The following is a 16186-nucleotide window of genomic DNA, read 5'->3' as shown; positions in this document are numbered from 1 at the left end:
TCAGCTGTGGACGACGGTGTAGACGTCGCGGCGGCGGAGGGCGTACTCGGTGGCGACCTCGGTGATGGCGTCGCGGCGGGACAGGCCGGCGGCCTCCCGCGCGGCCACCGCCGCGCGCAGGGTGTCGTCGTCGGGGCGTTCCGCCGGTCGTGCCGGCGCGCCGGCGACCACCAGGGTGATCTCGCCGCGGGGCTCTCCCTCGGCGGCCCAGTCGGCCAGCGCGCCGAGTGGCTTGCGGACGATCTCCTCGTACGTCTTGGTCAGCTCGCGGCAGAGCGCGGCCGGGCGGTCGGCGCCGAACGCGGTGGCCAGGTCGGCCAGCGCGCCGGCGATCCGATGCGGGGCCTCGAAGAAGACCAGGGTGCGCTCCTCGGCGGCGAGGGCCCGCAGCCGGGTCCGGCGGGACCCGGGCGTACGAGGTAGGAAGCCCTCGAAGCAGAACCGGTCGCAGGGCAGCCCGGACAGGGCCAGGGCGGTGGTCACCGCGCTCGGGCCGGGCGCGGCGGTGACCGGCACGCCGGCGTCCAGCGCGGCCCGGACCAGACGGTAACCGGGGTCGGAGACGCTCGGCATGCCGCCGTCGGTGACCAGGGCGACCGTGTACCCGGCGGTGAGCACCTCGACCAGTTCGGGGGTGCGTCGTTCCTCGTTCCCCTCGAAGTAGGAGACGATCCGGCCGGGCACGCTCACCGCGACGTCCCGGGCGAGCCGGGTGAGGCGGCGGGTGTCCTCGGCGGCGACCACGTCGGCGGTGCCCAGCACCTCGCGGAACCGCGCCGAGGCGTCGGCCGGGTTACCCAACGGAGCACCGAGCAGGACCAGCCGCCCAAGCTCGGACATTTCACCCACCAGTGACGCTCCCTCATCGACGGATGTGCCAGCACCGGCGACGACGGACACCACCGGGCACCTCCAGAGCCTACGATCGGCGGGTGACGAGTGCGGCGACAGCACAGAGCGCGGAGGCTGGTTCCGAACGGAGGACGCCCCCCACCGGGGGCGGCGGGGTCACGGCGGTCGTCCGCCGCCGGCTGGCCACCGTCGAGGCCCGGCTGGACGTGAACTCCTGGGTGGCCACGGCCGTGGTGGTGACCATCGCCGCGATTCTGCGCCTGCTCGGCCTGAGCCACCCGCCGGGGAAGATCTTCGACGAGATCTACTACGCCCGCGACGCCTACGCGCTGATCGACAGGGGCGTCGAGTGGAACTACAAGGACAACGGCCCGTCATACGTGGTGCACCCGCCGCTGGGCAAGTGGCTGATCGGGCTCGGTGAGTGGGCCTTCGGCTACCAGGACCAGGAGCACAACATCAGCGTGCCCGGCCACCTGGTGACCACCGCCCCGGAGTTCGGCTGGCGGATCGCGGCGGCCCTCGCCGGCATCCTGTCGGTGCTGATGCTGACCCGGATCGCGCGCCGGTTGTTCCGTTCCACCACCCTCGGCTGCGCCGCCGGCCTGCTGCTGGCGCTGGACGGTTTCCACCTGGTGCTCTCCCGCACCGCGCTGCTCGACATCTTCCTGCTGCTGTTCGTGCTGGCCGCCTTCGGCGCCCTGGTGCTCGACCGGGACTCCCGGCGGCGGCGCTGGGCCCGCGCGCTGGAGGACGGGCTGGACCCGACCGCCCCGGGCCCCGCCGGCCGGCCCGCCGGCGGGTGGCGTACCTGGCCCTGGTGGCGGCTCGCCGCCGGGGTGCTGCTCGGTTGCGCGGTCGCGGTGAAGTGGAGCGCGCTCTACTTCGTGCCGGCGTTCGGCCTGCTGGCGTTGCTGTGGGAGGTCGGCGTGCGCCGCTCCGCCGGGGTACGCCGGCCGTGGCGCGACGCGCTGCTGGACGAACTGCCCTGGCTGGTGCTGGCCGGGTTGCTGCTGGTCGTGACGTACGTGGCGACCTGGTCGGGCTGGCTGCTCAGCGACGACGGCTACTACCGGCTGGCCGAGCGCTACCCGCACACGCCGGGGCTGAGCGACACCCCGGTCATCGGGGCGCTGAACAACCTGTTCGAGTACCACAAGGCGGCGTTCGACTTCCACACCGGTCTGGAAAGCAGGCACAAGTACCAGTCCTGGCCGTGGCAGTGGCTGCTGCTCGGCCGCCCGGTGGCCTTCTACTGGTCCGGGGGAGGCGTCTGCGGGGCACCGAGCTGTGCGGCGGAGATCCTGCTGCTGGGCACGCCGCTGCTCTGGTGGTCGTTCCTGCCGGCGCTGGCCGCCACGGCCTGGCTGGGCATCGCCCGGCGGGACTGGCGGGCCGGGGCGATCCTGCTCAGCGTCGCGGCCGGGCTGCTGCCGTGGTTCTGGTTCGCCCTCGACGGCCGGACGATGTTCTCGTTCTACGCCGCCCCGGCGCTGCCGTTCCTGGTGCTGGCGGTGGTGTACGTGCTGGGTGCGATCGTCACGCCGACCACCCCGGAAGGGGCGGCGGCGGACCCGGAGCAGGGGGCCGACCAGCGCCTGGTGGGTGGTGTGATCGTCGGCGCGTACGTGCTGCTGGTGGCGCTCTGCTTCGCCTACTTCTATCCCGTCTTCGTGGGCAACACGCTTCCGTACCAGGACTGGTCCGCCCGGATGTGGCTGGACGGCCGCTGGATCTGACGGTGGGGGAAACGCCTGGTCACGGGCCGGACACCCGGAGGCACACATGAAGCACGCCCCGATCGCCTGCCACGGGGGAAGCGGGCGATTGGGGCGTGCAAGACAAAGCTTAGCCACGGTTGGGCAGCGGCACAACGGGTCGACTTGGGTCAGATTTCTGACGGATGCACGGGCGAGCAAAAGGTTTACATCCGGCATCTAACGGACAGTTATGGATCACTGACGGTGCGCCCAGACCGGTCCGCGCCGGAGGCCACGCGACCCGGATGACCGTCCGAAGTGGATGCCCCCTACACTCCGCCCGGTGATCAACTTCAGACGATCAACGGCCGTCCTGGTCGGGCTGCTGACGACGACCGCGCTCACCGGTCCGGCGCCGGCCACGGCGGACCAGGAGACACCCGCCGAGCCGCCGAAGGTCGAGCTGGTGCTCGACGTCAGCGGTTCGATGCGGGCCAACGACATCGACGGGCGTAGCCGGATCGCGGTGGCGCAGCAGGCGTTCAACGAGGTGGTCGACGCGCTGCCCGAGGAGACCCAGCTCGGCATCCGGGTGCTCGGCGCGACCTACCGGGGCAGGGACAAGAAGCAGGGCTGCCTGGACACCCAGCAGATCGTCCCGGTCGGCCCGGTGAACCGGGTGCAGGCCAAGGCGGCGGTGGCCACCCTGCGTCCCACCGGGTTCACCCCGGTCGGATTGGCCCTGCGCGAGGCCGCCAAGGACCTCGGCACCGGCAGCACCGCCCGACGGATCGTGCTGATCACCGACGGCGAGGACACCTGCGCCCCGCCGGACCCCTGCGAGGTGGCCCGGGAACTGGCCGCCCAGGGTACGAAGCTGGTGGTCGACACCCTCGGCCTGGCCCCCGACGAGAAGGTCCGGCGGCAGCTGCTCTGCATCGCCGCCGCGACCGGCGGCACGTACACCGCGGCGCAGAGCGCCGACGAGCTGACCGGCCGGATCAAGCAGCTCGTGGACCGGGCCAGGGACACCCACACGGTTACGCCGACCGTGGTCGCCGGCCGGTCCGCGTGCGACGGCGCGCCGCTGCTCGGCCCCGGCGTCTACCGCGACCGAGAGGCCTTCTCCGAGCACCGCTGGTACCGGGTGCCGGTCCGTCCCGGGCAGGAGCTGCGTGCCTCGGTCAGCGTGGCGCTGGACCGCCCGGTGAACCGGGACCACGGGGTGCTGCTGCGGGCCACCGCCACCGACGGCCGGGAACTGGTCCGTGGGGTGGACGCCGGCAGCGGGCGTACCGACGTGGTCTCCGCCGGCCTGCGCTGGTCGGCCACCGAGGACCGGACCGACGAGGCGGACCCGACGCCGGAGGCGAGCACCGGCACCATCGCGGCCACCACGGTCTGCCTGGTGGTGAGCAACTCCTTCGCCCCCCGCCCCGGCACCCGCGCCACCCCGGGAATGCCGGTCGAGCTGATGATCGACGTGGTCGCCTCCTCCCCCGCCCCGGCCGCGCCCGACCTCGGGCGGGGCTGGGTGCTGCTGGTGCTGCTGACCCTGGCCGGCCTGCTCACCGGCCTGGCCGCCGGCCTGCTCACCCGCTGGTGGGTGGCCACGTGGAGGGAGAACTGAGGATGCGTACCCCGACCGCCTGGACCGGCGCGGCACTGGCCGCCGCCGGGATGGCCCTGCTGGCCGCTCCCGCGCCCGCCTCGGCCGCGCCCACCCCCTCACCCGGCGCGACCCCGGTCACCCGGGCCGGGACGTCCTTCCTGACCGCCACCGGTGTCGCGACCGGTCAGCCCGTCCGGGTGGACGCCTCCACCGGCGACCATCTCTACTGGTCGTTCCCCGCCTCGGCCGGCGAACGGCACGAGATCAGCGCGACGGTGACCTTCCCGAAGGCCCGCAGTGGCACCTCCACCTGGACGGTGGAGGTCTTCGACGGCCTGCGCCGGCGGCAGTCCTGCACGGCCGGGGCGCAGACCCCCACCGTGGCCGCCGCCGCCGGCAGCGTGTCGCTCGGCTGCACGCTGCGGCAGGTGCGTTCCTGGGCGGAGCCCTGGTCGGCGGACCCACTGCCGGGCACCTACTACGTCCGGCTATCGGTGACCGAGCTGCCCGAGGCCGACCTCGGCCTGCCGATCGACGTGGACCTGCTGGTCGGCGCGGACGGCGAGGGCTCCCGGGACGACGGCGAGCTGGAGGCGCCGCTGGTGCCGAACACGAAGGCGGGCACGGTGCTGGCCGCCGAGCCGACGGCCGCCCCCGTCGAGGAGGAGACCGGAATCTTCGACTGGCTGCCCGACCTCGGCTCGCGGTGGATCTGGAGCACGGTCGGCGGCGCCCTCGCGGCCGTCGCCGGTGTGGTCGGTTTCGCGCTCACCCGCCGTCCCCGCCGCCCCTGACCCGCCACGCCGGTGGCCGCCCACCCGGGGTGGTCACCGGCGCCACGCGAGACGCACCCTCCGCCGTCACCCGGTTGCGGTACGTTGGCCAGCCATGGCGGTCGGGAACGTACCTGCCGTGGTCGTACCGGAAGGGAGCCGTGATGCGTGACCTGCTGCCGCCGACCGTGTCGGTCGTGGTGGCCGGGCCGGCGGACTGGACCGGGGAGTTGCTGACGGCCGAGCGCTCCGGGCTGGGCGAACGGGCGGTGCAGAGCCGCCGGCGGGACTTCACCGCCGGCCGGGTCTGCGCCCGGCGGGCGCTGGCCGGCCTGGGGCTGCCGGCCGTGCCGGTGCCCGCCGCAGCCGACCGCTCCCCGGTCTGGCCCGCTGGCGTGGTCGGCACCATCACCCACACCCACGGCTACTGCGCCGCCGCGGTCGCCCGAGCCACCGACGTCCGGTCGGTGGGAATGGACGCCGAGCGACACCGGGAGCTCAACCCGGGGGTACGCCGGCTGATCTGCCGCCCCGAGGAGGAGGAACGGCTGGCCCGGTTGCCCGTCGGCGTCTGGTGGCCGCTGGTGCTGTTCAGTGCCAAGGAGACCGTCTACAAGGTCTGGCACCCGGTCGTCGGGTCCTGGTTGGACTTCCGGGACGCGACCGTCGAGCTGGATCCGCAGGCAGGGACCTTCACCGCCCGGATCGATCCGGCACGGGTGGCGGCGGCCACAGTGGCCGACCCGCCCGCCGTGATCAGCGGCCGGTTCGTGGTCGAGGGTGACCTGGTCCGCACGGCGGCGGTGCTGCCGCACTGACCGATCGGCCCGCTCCGGACACCGAACGGCCAGGTCGGACCCGAGACATTCCCGGCTCGCCGACACCCACTAGCGTCGGGTGGTTCGTGACGTGACCGACGTGCCGAGGAGTACGGTGAGCCAGCCCCAGCCCCCTCACGGGCCGCAGGATCCGAACCAGCCGCCCGTGGACCCGTTCCCCACGGGCCCGGTGCCGCAGTACCCCACCGACCCGACCGCACCGCCGCCGGTTCCCGGCACCCCGTTCGCCCCGATCGACCCCACCACCCCGCAGCCGCCGGTATCCGGCACGCCGTACCCGCCGATGTCGGGTGTCGGGCAGCCACCGGTCTCCGGCACGCCGTACCCAGCGGCCTACGATCCGAACGCCTCGATGCCGCCGGTGTCGGGCACCCCGTACCCGCCGGTCTCCGGCGGCGGCTACCCGCCGCCGGTGTCGGGCGGCTACCCGCCGGTGTCGGGTACGCCGTACCCGCCTTCCGGCGGTGGCTACCCGCCGCCGCCGTCCGGGCCGTACCCGCCGGCACCCGGTCAGCCGCTCGGTCCGCCGGTGCGGTCCGGCTCGAAGAAGACGGTGTGGATCGTCGTCGGCGTCGTGGTGGCGGTGCTGCTCCTGCTCTGCTGCGGCGGTGGGGTGGCGGCCCTCGTCACCGTCGGCAACGAGGCGGAGAAGAAGGCCAGGGAGATCGAGCGGTCCCTGCCCACCCCGAATACGACCACGCTGCCGGAACTGCCCGGCGCAAGGCCCTCCACCGGCGCGCCGGACGACGGCGAGACCTTCGATATGAAGCCCGGCGACACGCTGGTCATCGAGGACGACGACGGCATCATCGAGATCACCGTGCGCAGGTTCAGCACCTTCACCAAGGCCTGCCGCTCGTACGGCCGGCCGCCCGAGAAGGGCATGTTCCTGGTCGCGCACGTCACCGCCACGGTGACCGAGGGCAAGGGGTCGATCAACCCGTTCTTCTTCAAATGGGTGGCCGAGGACGGCACCACCAGCAACGGCATCTCCGCGGCGCTCTCCGGCTGCGGCGGCGACCTGCTCGGCACCGGCAACGGCCTGCCCAGCGGCAGCAAGCGCGCCGGGGTGGTGGCGTTCGACGTCAAGAACAAGACCGGCGTCCTGGAGTACGAGCACGAGTTCGAGACGGCCGGCTCCTGGAAGCCGTGACCACCGCGCCCCGGTGAGTACGGGCCGGTCCCCCGGGCGGGGACCGGCCCGTACCGTTGCCGCCCGGCGGTGCGGGAGACCGGGGGGAGGTCACTGGGCCGAGCCGGCGAGCAGCCATCGCCGTACGGGAATCTCCAGCAGTACCCGGGTGTCGTCCGGCCGGGTTGTCGCCGCGACCTCCCAGCCCTGGTATTTGGCCGCGAACGCCCGGACGACCGCCTCCGGGAAGTCACCTCGATGCACCCGGGCGAGCCCTTCGGCCACCACCGGAGCCGTCCCGTCCTCCAGGGCCAGGGACACCCGCGGATTGGCCAGCACGTTACGCACCTTCACGCTGCGGCCGTCGCAGCCGATCCACCACGTCCGGCCGTGATGGACGAACCAGACCGGCGTCACGTGCGGCGAGCCGTCCCGGCGCACCGTACACAACCAGACGTTCCGTTCCCGTTGCAGTCGAGCCTGGACAGTCGATTCCATCGGAACATGGGATCACACCGGGGCGAGCGCGTGTTGCTTTCGACGCTGGGACTGTCGTGGGTGGACGGCCGCCGTACCCCGCCGACCTCTCTCTCCGGTACGTGATGCGGCAGGCTGACCGAGCCGGCCGGTCGACGCCGGATGGACCACGGGGACCCGACGGAGGATCGCCATGCAGCGGATCAGGACGAGCCGGCGGACGTTCGGCAGGTTGGCCGGCACCGCCGGGTTGGGAGCGCTGGCCGGCGGTGTCCTGGTCGGATCGCCCAGCGTGGCGGCACCGACCTGGCGGGTCACCGGCAGGTCCGCGGCCTCGCTCCAGCCCTTCGACGACGCCATGCGCGGATTCATGCAGGCCCGCGACATCCCTGCCGGCCAACTGGCGGTCACCTACCAGGGCCGGCTGGTGCTGGCCCGCGGCTACACCTACAGCGAGGATGCCGGGCTCACCGTCCAACCCACCTCGCTGTTCCGGGTGGCCAGCGTCTCCAAGTCGGTGACCGCCGCCGCCGTGGCCACCCTGGCCCAGGACGGCAAGCTCGGCCTGACCACACCCGTCACCTCGCTGATCAACCTTGTGCCGCCGGCGGGGCAGCAACTGGATCCGCGGATGTCCCAGGTGACCATGTCACGTCTGCTGCAACACACCGGCGGCTGGGACCGGAGCCTCTCCGGTGACCCGATGTTCATGGACCGGACCATCTCCCGGGCCCTCGGCGTACCCATGGAACTGCACCTCGCAGACGTGGTCCGCTACATGTCCGGCCGCCCGCTCGACTTCGCCCCCGGGTCGCGGGTCGCCTACAGCAACTACGGGTACGGGCTGGCCAGGCAGGTCATCGAGAAGGTGAGCGGGCTGCCGTACGCCTCGTACGTCCAGCAGCGCCTCTTCGCACCGCTCGGCATCACCCGGATGAAGCTGGCCTGGAGCGTCGCCCCGCTCACCGGCGAGGTGCCGTACCGGTCCCAGTACACGGGCACGACCGTGCTGAACGAGACCGGAGACACCGTGCCGGCGCCGTACGGCGCGTTCAGCATGCGTTTGCAGGAGGGTAACGGCCGGTGGGCCGCCTCCGCGGTCGACCTGGCCCGCTGGGCGGCGGCCTTCGACGCCGCCGGACCGGTGTTCGACAACAGCTCGCTGAGCCGGATCTTCGCGCGACCGGAGGTCGGCGTGAACCCGAGCGGCTGGTACTACGGCCTCGGCTGGCAGGTACGGCCGGTCAGCGGCGGCACCGGACGCAACACCTGGCACACCGGTAGCCTGCCCGGAACCTCCACCCTGCTCGTCCGAGGCTCCAACGGGCTGTCCTTCGTCGCGCTGTTCAACCAGCGCGACGACGCCTCGGGTCTGAGCTACTCCACCATCGACCCGGACCTCTGGGCCGCGTCGCGTCGGGTGACCAGCTGGCCCAGCCACAACCTCTTCCCGTCCTACTTCTAGGACGACGGCGACGAGCACGATCCACGGTGCGGCGTCGAGGGCCGCGCCGGTGTGGCGTGCTGCCGCCCCGGGCGGTGGTCAGGGTTCCCAGACCGTGATGACGACCTTCGCGGGTGCGTGCCCACCTTCGAGGTACCGGAGCGCGTCGGCCGCCGCGGGCAGCGGATAGGTGCGGTCGATCACCGGCGTCAGGGCGCCGGCTTCGGCCAGTTGGCCGAGTACCGCCAACGCTCGCCGGCTCGGCACCGCGGTCAGGACCAGCAGTCGCTGCCGGACGAATCGGGACAGCAGCTTGCCCCGCAGGATCAGCCGCATCGGCCCGAGGAGGCTGCCGCCCTGGTAGGCACCACCGCCGGAGAGGATCAGCGTCCCGGTGGGGGTGAGCGCGCGCCGGTAGTCGGCCAGCGACCGGTTGCCCACGAGGTCGATCAGGACGTCGTAGCGGCGGCCGTCGGTGGTGAAGTCCTCGCGGGTGTAGTCGACGACGTGGTCGGCGCCGAGGGAGCGGACCAGCTCGATGTTCCTGGTGCTGCACACGCCGGTCACCTCCGCGCCGAACGCCTTGGCCAGCTGCACGGCGAAGGTCCCCACACCGCCTGAGGCGCCGTTGATCAGGATCCGCCGCCCCGGCCCGGCCTGCCCCAGGTCACGCACGCCCATGAGTGCGGTGACCCCGGCGAGAGGTAGTGCGGCTGCCTGCTCCGGCGTCAGGCCGGCCGGCTTCGGCGCCACCAGGTCCTCGGCGACGCTGACGTACTCGGCGAGCGCCCCGTCGACCGGGCCGAGGTCGCCGTAGACCTCGTCACCGGGCCGGAAACGGGTCACCGCCGGCCCGACCGCCTCCACCCGACCCGCGAAGTCCCGGCCGCGGATCCGGGCTCTCGGCCGCGTGAAACCGACGCTCAGCCGTGCCAGGCGGGGGTCACCCCGCATCACATGCCAGTCGTACGCGTTGACGGCGGCCGCACGCACCCGTACGAGCACCCGGTCGCCGGTGGCGGCTGGCCGGTCCACCTCCTTGAACTCCAAGGTGTCCGCTGCGCCGTACCGGTCCTGCACGATCGCCTTCATCGCCTGCCCCTTCCGACCAACACATAGGTGTACGACGTACACCATCACTATCTCGACGGTAGGCGTACGCCGTACACCTGTCAAGGGCGATATCGTCGACCCGTCACACGAGGGAAAGGCGGGCCGATGGCCGAGCAGACGGAAACGCTGCGCCGTGTCCCCCTGAACCGGGACCGGGTGCTCCGCACAGCCGTCACCCTGGCCGACGACATCGGGATCGAGTCGCTCAGCATGCGCAAGCTCGCCCAGGAGCTCGGCGTCGTGCCGATGGCGCTGTACAAGCATGTGACGAACAAGGACGAGCTGCTCGACGGCATGATCGACGTCGTCGTCCGCGAGATCGACCCACCGGAGGACGGCACCGACTGGAAGGCTGCGATCCGGCAGCGGATTCTCGCGGCGCGGCGGACCATGCTGCGGCACCCGTGGGCGTCGCGGGCGATCGAGACGCGCCAGGTCCCGACACCGGCAGTGCTCGCGTACCTGGACGCGATGATCGGCGCGTTCCGGACCGGCGGTTTCTCGGCCGACCTCACCCACCACGTCGTGCACGCCATGGGCAGCCGGATCCTGGGCTTCACGCAGGAGCTCTTCACCCCCCAAGCCGCGCCGGCCGATTCGACCGTCGTGGCCCGCGAGCTGACATCGACCTACCCCCACCTCGCGGAGATCGCCATGGCGGCGGCCCACGAGGACACGTCGGTCGTCGGGTCGGGCTGTGACGACCAGTTCGAGTTCGAGTTCGCGCTCGATCTCCTTCTCGACGGCTTCGAGCGCCTCCACGAGCAGCATTGGACGTCTGCGCCCCGCGCCCGGGGCCACCATGCCGGGCAAGCGCCCGCCCACAAACGCCGGGAGCCGGTTAGCGATCGCCCGGAATTGGGCAGGACCGGCTTCTGACCAGGGCAGGAACCGTCAACGCCTCACGGCGTTCTACACCCGTGTCCGGGCTCGGTTGTGCCGGATCTGCGTCCAATGATCATGCGGACCCCAGTTGACCGCTTCCCGTTACCAGCAGATCACGAGTGGTGCGCCTCAGTCCCGGCTGGCCACCCTAGCCTCGTCTGCACCACTCAGCACGGTATATGCATGATCGTCTTGCGATCCGCCGGGCAAGCCGCCAACCGATTCCTGCGCCCTGGGCAGCGGGACCACACAGGCAACTCATGATGCGGGCGAGAGGGCTTACCGCGACTTGCCGATCGTGGCGAAACGACCCGCCAGTCACTTCGACCATTAATTCTGCAGAATGGAAAGAACGACAAAGAACAAAACAAAAAGAACAGCGACCATTACGAACTTCCCGCCTGGCCCCAGTCCGCTGAACACTTGCCACAGCATGGTGCCGACGAGCGCGAAACCGGCAGTTGCCGGGATGGCGATTCTATAGTTCCGAACGTAAGATCGAGCGGCCACGGCAAGCATCCACAGAACAAAAACCGCCACACCACCTATACAGACGATACCCGCCAGAGTGCCGAGGAGTTCAACGAAGCCAGCAGCACGAACGGTGCCATTCCAGACAAGATATGTCAGACCCGCCAGCGCGACGGCAACAATCGCCCACATAGGCGGACGATTGTTGTGAAGATTCGGCCGACGGTACTGCCCACGACGACTCACCTGCCACCTCTTCCGCATTGTGATATCGTCCACTGTAGAGAAGAAGGCACCTTCACTCAACGTCGCGTGTCCCGCTGCTGTTCACCGACGAACAGGGCAGACGGATCCATGATCAGCGCTGGTCCCACCTGTGGCGTGGTTGGCGTAAGGCGGCGGGCTGGCCCGAGGAAAGCACGTTGCACTCCCTGTGGCACCACTTCGCGGCTCGCCTGATCCTCAGATGCCGACCCGACGGACGCGCAGAACGCGCCCTACGGCACTCCGGCATGCGAATCATGCTGGAGACCTACGTGCACTGGTGGCCCAAGAAGAAGCGTCGCCGAAACACCGTCAGCACGGCGCCTCAGGAGGCTGCGGGTAACCGCTCTGGGGTGACACTTCCCGGGCTGGATTGTGCCGGATCTGCGCCAAACAATCAATGACCAGCGTTTCCGCTGGTCATTGGCAATATGGGTGGAGCTGAGGGAACTTCAACCCCTGACCCCCTTGCGAGCGGCGGCGAGCCGGCCGGATCGGGTGTCATCCGAGGTCATCCGGCCTGCTGAGGCTCGTCGCGGTGGGATGGACGAGGTAGGAGCCGAGGTGGAGAGCCAGCGACACCGGCGCGTCGGCATACTCCGCGCGTAGCTTGCGCCTGCGGTCGGGGCAGGGCCAGGGCAGATCACAGCCGCCGCAGCTCCACACCGGCAGCACCGGTCCGTGAGTGCTCACCGCACACCGCCCAGGAACCGGGCGACGCTCGCGCGCGCCTGCCGGCTGGTCGCCCAGTCCACCTGCCAGCACGGGTACGGCGCCAGCCGCGCCCACCACGCCCGGCAGCCGACGCACATGCCGTCGAGCCCCGGCACGTGCACCGCCAGGATCACCCGCTCCGGACAGCCGGTCACCGCACACCCTCCCGCGGCCAGTGGCCCCGGTTGATCGGAACGCGGTGCCGGGTGCGGCAGGGCAGGTCGGCACCACACCGGCAGATGCGCCGCCAGTGCTGCCACGACCACACCGGCCGATGCCGCCGGCGAAAGTCAACGCGGTGGCCGACAGGTACTCGTCGTACGAGACACGCCGCACGCGCCCTCCCTCGTCGCTCACGAGGGCGACCTCCTCGCCCTCTGATCTGAGGGGCCAGCGCCTGACATGTTCCAACCGCTGCTTGACGGCACCCCACACCATCTATCTGTGCCGCTTGGGCATGCCTCGTACTGAGCAAAGCGTTGGGAGTGAGTCTCTCGTGTGGAAGGCAACGACGCGGTTGAAAGCCAGTCTCTATATAGGCCGGCGGATCGTGCGGCGCTACCAGGTAACAGCAATGGGCATCAGCCTTACCGCTCTGGGAGCAGCAACTGCGTTCAGCAATCCGCCGACCGCAGTTAGCGTCGTCGCCGCGCTCGCCGGTATCATCGTGTCCACCACCGAAGTACTTTCAAACGTGCGTCAAGCTCGGAAAATCCGCTTTCAGCGACGGGAAGCGGATGACTATCGCGACCTGTTGTCAGGACACGAAAAGGCTGGCCGAGTCGTCCGCACACCTCGAGACGTAGGCATCCAGATGGTTCGGGAAACGGAGTTTCTACGCAACAATCTGATCCCGGTTAAAGTCAACCAGGAACCGTTCACGCTCCATCCCCATATCGAGAAGTTCTCGTTGTTGTTCTTGTCTCACCGCCTGCGGCAGTCCATGATGTTCAATGGGATGACGCTAGGACTGGATGCTGACATCCCCAACGCACCGAAGAGTCCTGCAGTCTTTCGCCCTGTTGGGTACTACGACTTCGTCTCCACGAACTTGTTGTCACCCTACGATGTCGGCGAAGTTGGCCGTCAAGAACCTCTGCTTCATGGCCGTAGCTTGATCTTCGATAGCCGAGGAAACCTGCGGAACCTGTCGCTCAGCAGGCTCGCAAACGTTGTTGGCGTCTCCGTCCTGGCGTTCACGACCGAAGGTAAGTTGCTCGTGGTGTGTCAGACTCTTGACGTCGCGGGCAGCCCTGGCCTGGTTGCCCCGTCGGGCTCAGGCGCTTTGGAGCCTCGTGATCTAGCGGGCGCCGGAGCTAGCAGTCTTCAGCGAACGATCCTGAGCGGGGCACTTAGGGAACTTCGCGAGGAGTGCCACCTCGAGCAGGAAGACCTAGCAGGCGAGGCCGAGGTGATTGGCTATGGCAGGTGGGTAAGCAGAGGAGCAATGCCCGAGTTTTGCGCACTCGCGCTGCTGAACAAATCAGCAGATCAAGTCCTGCGGAAGCCGATTCGGCCTGATGAGCGTTCTTTCGTGGGCGACGTAGCGGCCATACGGTTTCCCTCAGTCCGTGACTGGTCGGCGGTAGAGCCGCTCGACCTTCTTCCGCCTACATATCGGCACGCAGTTTCCTGGCCCCTCGCCTTCAGCCTCACTTGCCTAGTTGAGAGCTTGCAAGACCCGTCCTGGGACCTAGGGAGCAAGCTCATGAGCCGTCTCAGTAGTGGCGAAACCGGCGAGGCATAACTGTTCGACAACTGCTGCTGTACTCCGCTGCTGCACAAGATCGAAAAAGGCCGTCCCCGAGTCACGGAAACGGCCTTTGAACTGGGTGGAGCTGAGGGGATTTGAACCCCTGACCCCCTCGATGCGAACTCTCGGCGAGCCGGTTGCACCGGGCTCGATGCGAGGTCAAGTGGCCTGATAACGCGCTGTTCGGTCCGGTTCGGCTGGCACGGTTGCTGTACTTCGCTGCTGTACTGCTGGCATCAGACGAGGCGCTGGCTGCGGACCTTCGGGCGCTCGTTCTTGAGGTGGCCCTGCTTGTGCTGGCGGACCTGCTCGTCCCAGACCTCCTGGTCGTAGTCAGGGTCCGGCGGGATCCACTTGTGGGAACCGTCGCTGTAGTGGAACTTCTCGTCCCCGGGCCGAAGGATGCTCACCGGGTCCAGCCGAGGAACCGGTGGTGCAGGTGACCGGCGGGGACGTGGGCCAGGTCCTGGGCGGCGTCAACGAGCTGGGCGGCCAGGTAGAGAGCAAGCAACACCGGGGCCTTGTCGTACTCCGCCAGCAGCTCCCGGTGGCGGGTCTGGCAGGGCCACTCCCCCGCACAGCCGCCGCACGTCCAGGCCGGCTTGACCGGGTGGTGAGTGGTCATCGCGGGCCGTCCTGGCTGGGCCAGTGGCCGCGGTTGATCGGGATGCGGTGGCGGCTTCGGCACGGCAGGGTCGCGCCGCAGCGGCAGATGTGTCGCCAGTGCCGCCAGGACCACACGGGCCGATGGCGACGGGCGAGAGTGAGCGCTACGGCCAGGACGTACTCGTCGTACGACACCCGCTTCATCGGCCCGCCACAGCGGCCAGGGCCGCGAACCGCCGCGTTGGGGAACTGGAAGGGCGCATTGCCGCCTCCTCGTGCCGCAGGTGTCCGGAGGCGTGGATGCCCGATCGCGGGGGATGCGCCGGACATCCACGCCGGCGAGGACGGCCCACAGCGCCAACGGGGGGAATCGACCTCCTCGGCAACCCCCCATAGGTACCGTTGGGTAGTCAAGGGCTGACGTAGGTGGTCTACTCGTGTTGCCAACCGAGGGGAACACCGTGCCACCGCGTTACCGCTACGAGCAGATCGCCGATGACCTTGCCGGACGCATCTCGTCAGGCGAGTTCCCGCCAGGCTCCAAGCTGCCCAGCCGTCGAGAGCTGATTGAGCACTACGGCGTCACCGAGCCCGTGATCGACCGCGCCATGCAGGTGCTACGGATCAAGGGGATGACCGAGACCCTGCCAGGCGTGGGCGTCTTCGTCGCCGAGTAGGCCCTCCCTACAGTCACCGGCGCGGCCTGGACCCCTCGCTTGTAAGTTCTGGGCGCGCCGTCCGGCCCCGTCCGCGCACGTCTCTGACGTCGGGCGTTGATCCGCCGCCGGCTGGCTTCGGCTCCCGCTGTTCAGCCCCTGTTGCTGTCACTGTTGCTGTCGACAACCTGCCGACTGCCTAACCGATCGGGAAGACGGATGCGTGATTCTGCGGGCATTGCCAGCAGGCAAACCCGTTGACGAGGGCTGCGATTGGAGGATGCGAGTGGCCGGGCAGACATCCGGGCCAGGCGGTGTCGCCCTCATCGAACTCCTTTTCCTGCAGCAGGTCGGCCAGCTCGACAACCGCCAGCTCCAGCTCGCCGGTTGGACGCAGGCTGCCCAGGATGCCCACGTGCGCCTGCCCACGCTTGCCGAAGCACACATGCAAGGCGTCGAGGGAGTCCAGGTACACGCCCATCGGCTGAATGACGGCGCCCCGACGGGCGAAGTCCTGCGCCACCCGGTGCACCGCGCGCTCGTAACACGCCAGAGCGCCCAGCACCAGCTCGTCATCCTCGTCGCCGTTCGGCACTGGGCCAGGCTAGTACACCTCCTGGTCCACGCCGAGCAGCCAAATCAGACGTTGAAGCGGAACTAAGAGCCACGATCGGTCTACCAGCGAGAACAGTGCAGACGCCTGGTCACCCGGCGTCTCGGGCTGCCACGACTGGTCATCGGTTGACGATGTTTGACGGCATCTTGTGCCCCGTTACCTTTTTGATCGTCCCCAGCCGGGGACTGCTCGGTCGCCTGGCCCGGTATGACTTACTGCCCCTGTCGTGTGGATGATCCGGGGGGTGTTGTCGCCGGGTCGGGTGGCGTCGGCGGACCG

At 69.8% G+C, this 16186-nt stretch carries 16 protein-coding genes and 1 pseudogene; 9 read left to right on the top strand and 8 right to left on the bottom strand.

Annotated features, from left to right (window positions below; translation table 11 throughout):
* Positions 1-840: a 16S rRNA (cytidine(1402)-2'-O)-methyltransferase gene (rsmI, locus tag E1165_RS06245; RefSeq protein ID WP_371687306.1), complete on the bottom strand. Its 840-nt coding sequence runs from the start codon at positions 838-840 to the stop codon at positions 1-3.
* A gap of 92 nt (positions 841-932) precedes the next feature.
* On the opposite strand from rsmI, the gene E1165_RS06240 reads away from it, so the two are divergent.
* From E1165_RS06240 to E1165_RS06220, 5 genes are all read left to right on the top strand, one after another.
* Positions 933-2591, top strand: a complete 1659-nt coding sequence (locus E1165_RS06240) for a dolichyl-phosphate-mannose--protein mannosyltransferase (RefSeq protein WP_243704618.1) — start codon at positions 933-935, stop codon at positions 2589-2591.
* Positions 2592-2895: 304 nt separating this feature from the next.
* Positions 2896-4182, top strand: coding sequence for a VWA domain-containing protein (locus tag E1165_RS06235; RefSeq protein WP_132388620.1), 1287 nt, complete (start codon positions 2896-2898; stop codon positions 4180-4182).
* 2 nt (positions 4183-4184) lie between these two features.
* Positions 4185-4958: a peptidase gene (locus tag E1165_RS06230; RefSeq protein WP_132388618.1), complete on the top strand. Its 774-nt coding sequence runs from the start codon at positions 4185-4187 to the stop codon at positions 4956-4958.
* Between the two features lie 143 nt (positions 4959-5101).
* Positions 5102-5755, top strand: a complete 654-nt coding sequence (locus tag E1165_RS06225; protein WP_132388616.1) for a 4'-phosphopantetheinyl transferase — start codon at positions 5102-5104, stop codon at positions 5753-5755.
* 115 nt (positions 5756-5870) lie between these two features.
* Positions 5871-6929 carry a hypothetical protein gene (locus E1165_RS06220; protein WP_132388614.1) on the top strand — a complete coding sequence of 353 codons (1059 nt, stop codon included), beginning with the start codon at positions 5871-5873 and terminating at the stop codon, positions 6927-6929.
* Between the two features lie 90 nt (positions 6930-7019).
* On the opposite strand, the gene E1165_RS06215 is transcribed toward E1165_RS06220, so the two are convergent.
* On the bottom strand, positions 7020-7406 hold the full coding sequence (locus E1165_RS06215) for a nitroreductase/quinone reductase family protein (protein WP_132388612.1): 387 nt from the start codon (positions 7404-7406) through the stop codon (positions 7020-7022).
* 172 nt (positions 7407-7578) lie between these two features.
* Between E1165_RS06215 and E1165_RS06210 the strand changes: the two genes are divergently transcribed.
* A complete protein-coding gene (locus tag E1165_RS06210; RefSeq protein WP_132388610.1) occupies positions 7579-8850 on the top strand; it encodes a serine hydrolase in 1272 nt (423 codons plus the stop codon).
* A 78-nt stretch (positions 8851-8928) separates the two neighbouring features.
* On the opposite strand, the gene E1165_RS06205 is transcribed toward E1165_RS06210, so the two are convergent.
* The gene (locus E1165_RS06205; RefSeq protein ID WP_132388608.1) at positions 8929-9921 is read right to left on the bottom strand and encodes an NAD(P)-dependent alcohol dehydrogenase; all 993 of its coding nucleotides are present in this window, start codon (positions 9919-9921) and stop codon (positions 8929-8931) included.
* 126 nt (positions 9922-10047) lie between these two features.
* Between E1165_RS06205 and E1165_RS06200 the strand changes: the two genes are divergently transcribed.
* Complete coding sequence (locus E1165_RS06200; RefSeq protein WP_132388606.1) at positions 10048-10821, top strand: TetR/AcrR family transcriptional regulator; 774 nt, start codon at positions 10048-10050, stop codon at positions 10819-10821.
* 336 nt (positions 10822-11157) lie between these two features.
* Here the strand turns inward: E1165_RS06200 and E1165_RS06195 are convergent, their stop codons facing one another.
* Both E1165_RS06195 and E1165_RS30655 read right to left on the bottom strand, forming a co-directional pair.
* The gene (locus E1165_RS06195) at positions 11158-11490 is read right to left on the bottom strand and encodes a hypothetical protein (RefSeq protein WP_132388604.1); all 333 of its coding nucleotides are present in this window, start codon (positions 11488-11490) and stop codon (positions 11158-11160) included.
* 761 nt (positions 11491-12251) lie between these two features.
* A pseudogene (locus E1165_RS30655) lies at positions 12252-12658 on the bottom strand (hypothetical protein).
* A gap of 114 nt (positions 12659-12772) precedes the next feature.
* Between E1165_RS30655 and E1165_RS06175 the strand changes: the two are divergent.
* Entirely contained in the window at positions 12773-14023 is a 1251-nt protein-coding gene (locus tag E1165_RS06175; RefSeq protein ID WP_132388600.1) for a hypothetical protein, read from the top strand.
* 242 nt (positions 14024-14265) lie between these two features.
* Here the strand turns inward: E1165_RS06175 and E1165_RS28860 are convergent, their stop codons facing one another.
* Positions 14266-14439 carry a hypothetical protein gene (locus tag E1165_RS28860; protein ID WP_165945158.1) on the bottom strand — a complete coding sequence of 58 codons (174 nt, stop codon included), beginning with the start codon at positions 14437-14439 and terminating at the stop codon, positions 14266-14268.
* On the bottom strand, positions 14436-14654 hold the full coding sequence (locus E1165_RS06170) for a flavin reductase (protein WP_132388598.1): 219 nt from the start codon (positions 14652-14654) through the stop codon (positions 14436-14438). Before E1165_RS06170 ends, E1165_RS28860 begins: the two co-directional genes overlap by 4 nt.
* Before the next feature lie 418 nt (positions 14655-15072).
* Here E1165_RS06170 and E1165_RS06160 point away from each other — a divergent pair, with 418 nt between their 5' ends.
* Positions 15073-15312, top strand: a complete 240-nt coding sequence (locus E1165_RS06160; protein ID WP_132388594.1) for a GntR family transcriptional regulator — start codon at positions 15073-15075, stop codon at positions 15310-15312.
* Positions 15313-15490: 178 nt separating this feature from the next.
* Here E1165_RS06160 and E1165_RS06155 read toward each other — a convergent pair whose 3' ends face one another.
* Complete coding sequence (locus E1165_RS06155) at positions 15491-15886, bottom strand: hypothetical protein (RefSeq protein WP_132388592.1); 396 nt, start codon at positions 15884-15886, stop codon at positions 15491-15493.
* Positions 15887-16186: the final 300 nt, after the last annotated feature.

It is taken from the genome of Micromonospora sp. KC723, from assembly GCF_004348595.1.
Classification (GTDB): Bacteria; Actinomycetota; Actinomycetes; order Mycobacteriales; family Micromonosporaceae; genus Micromonospora.
Note: the sequence above shows the minus strand (reverse complement) of the source record. Positions and strands in the feature narration are given on the sequence as shown.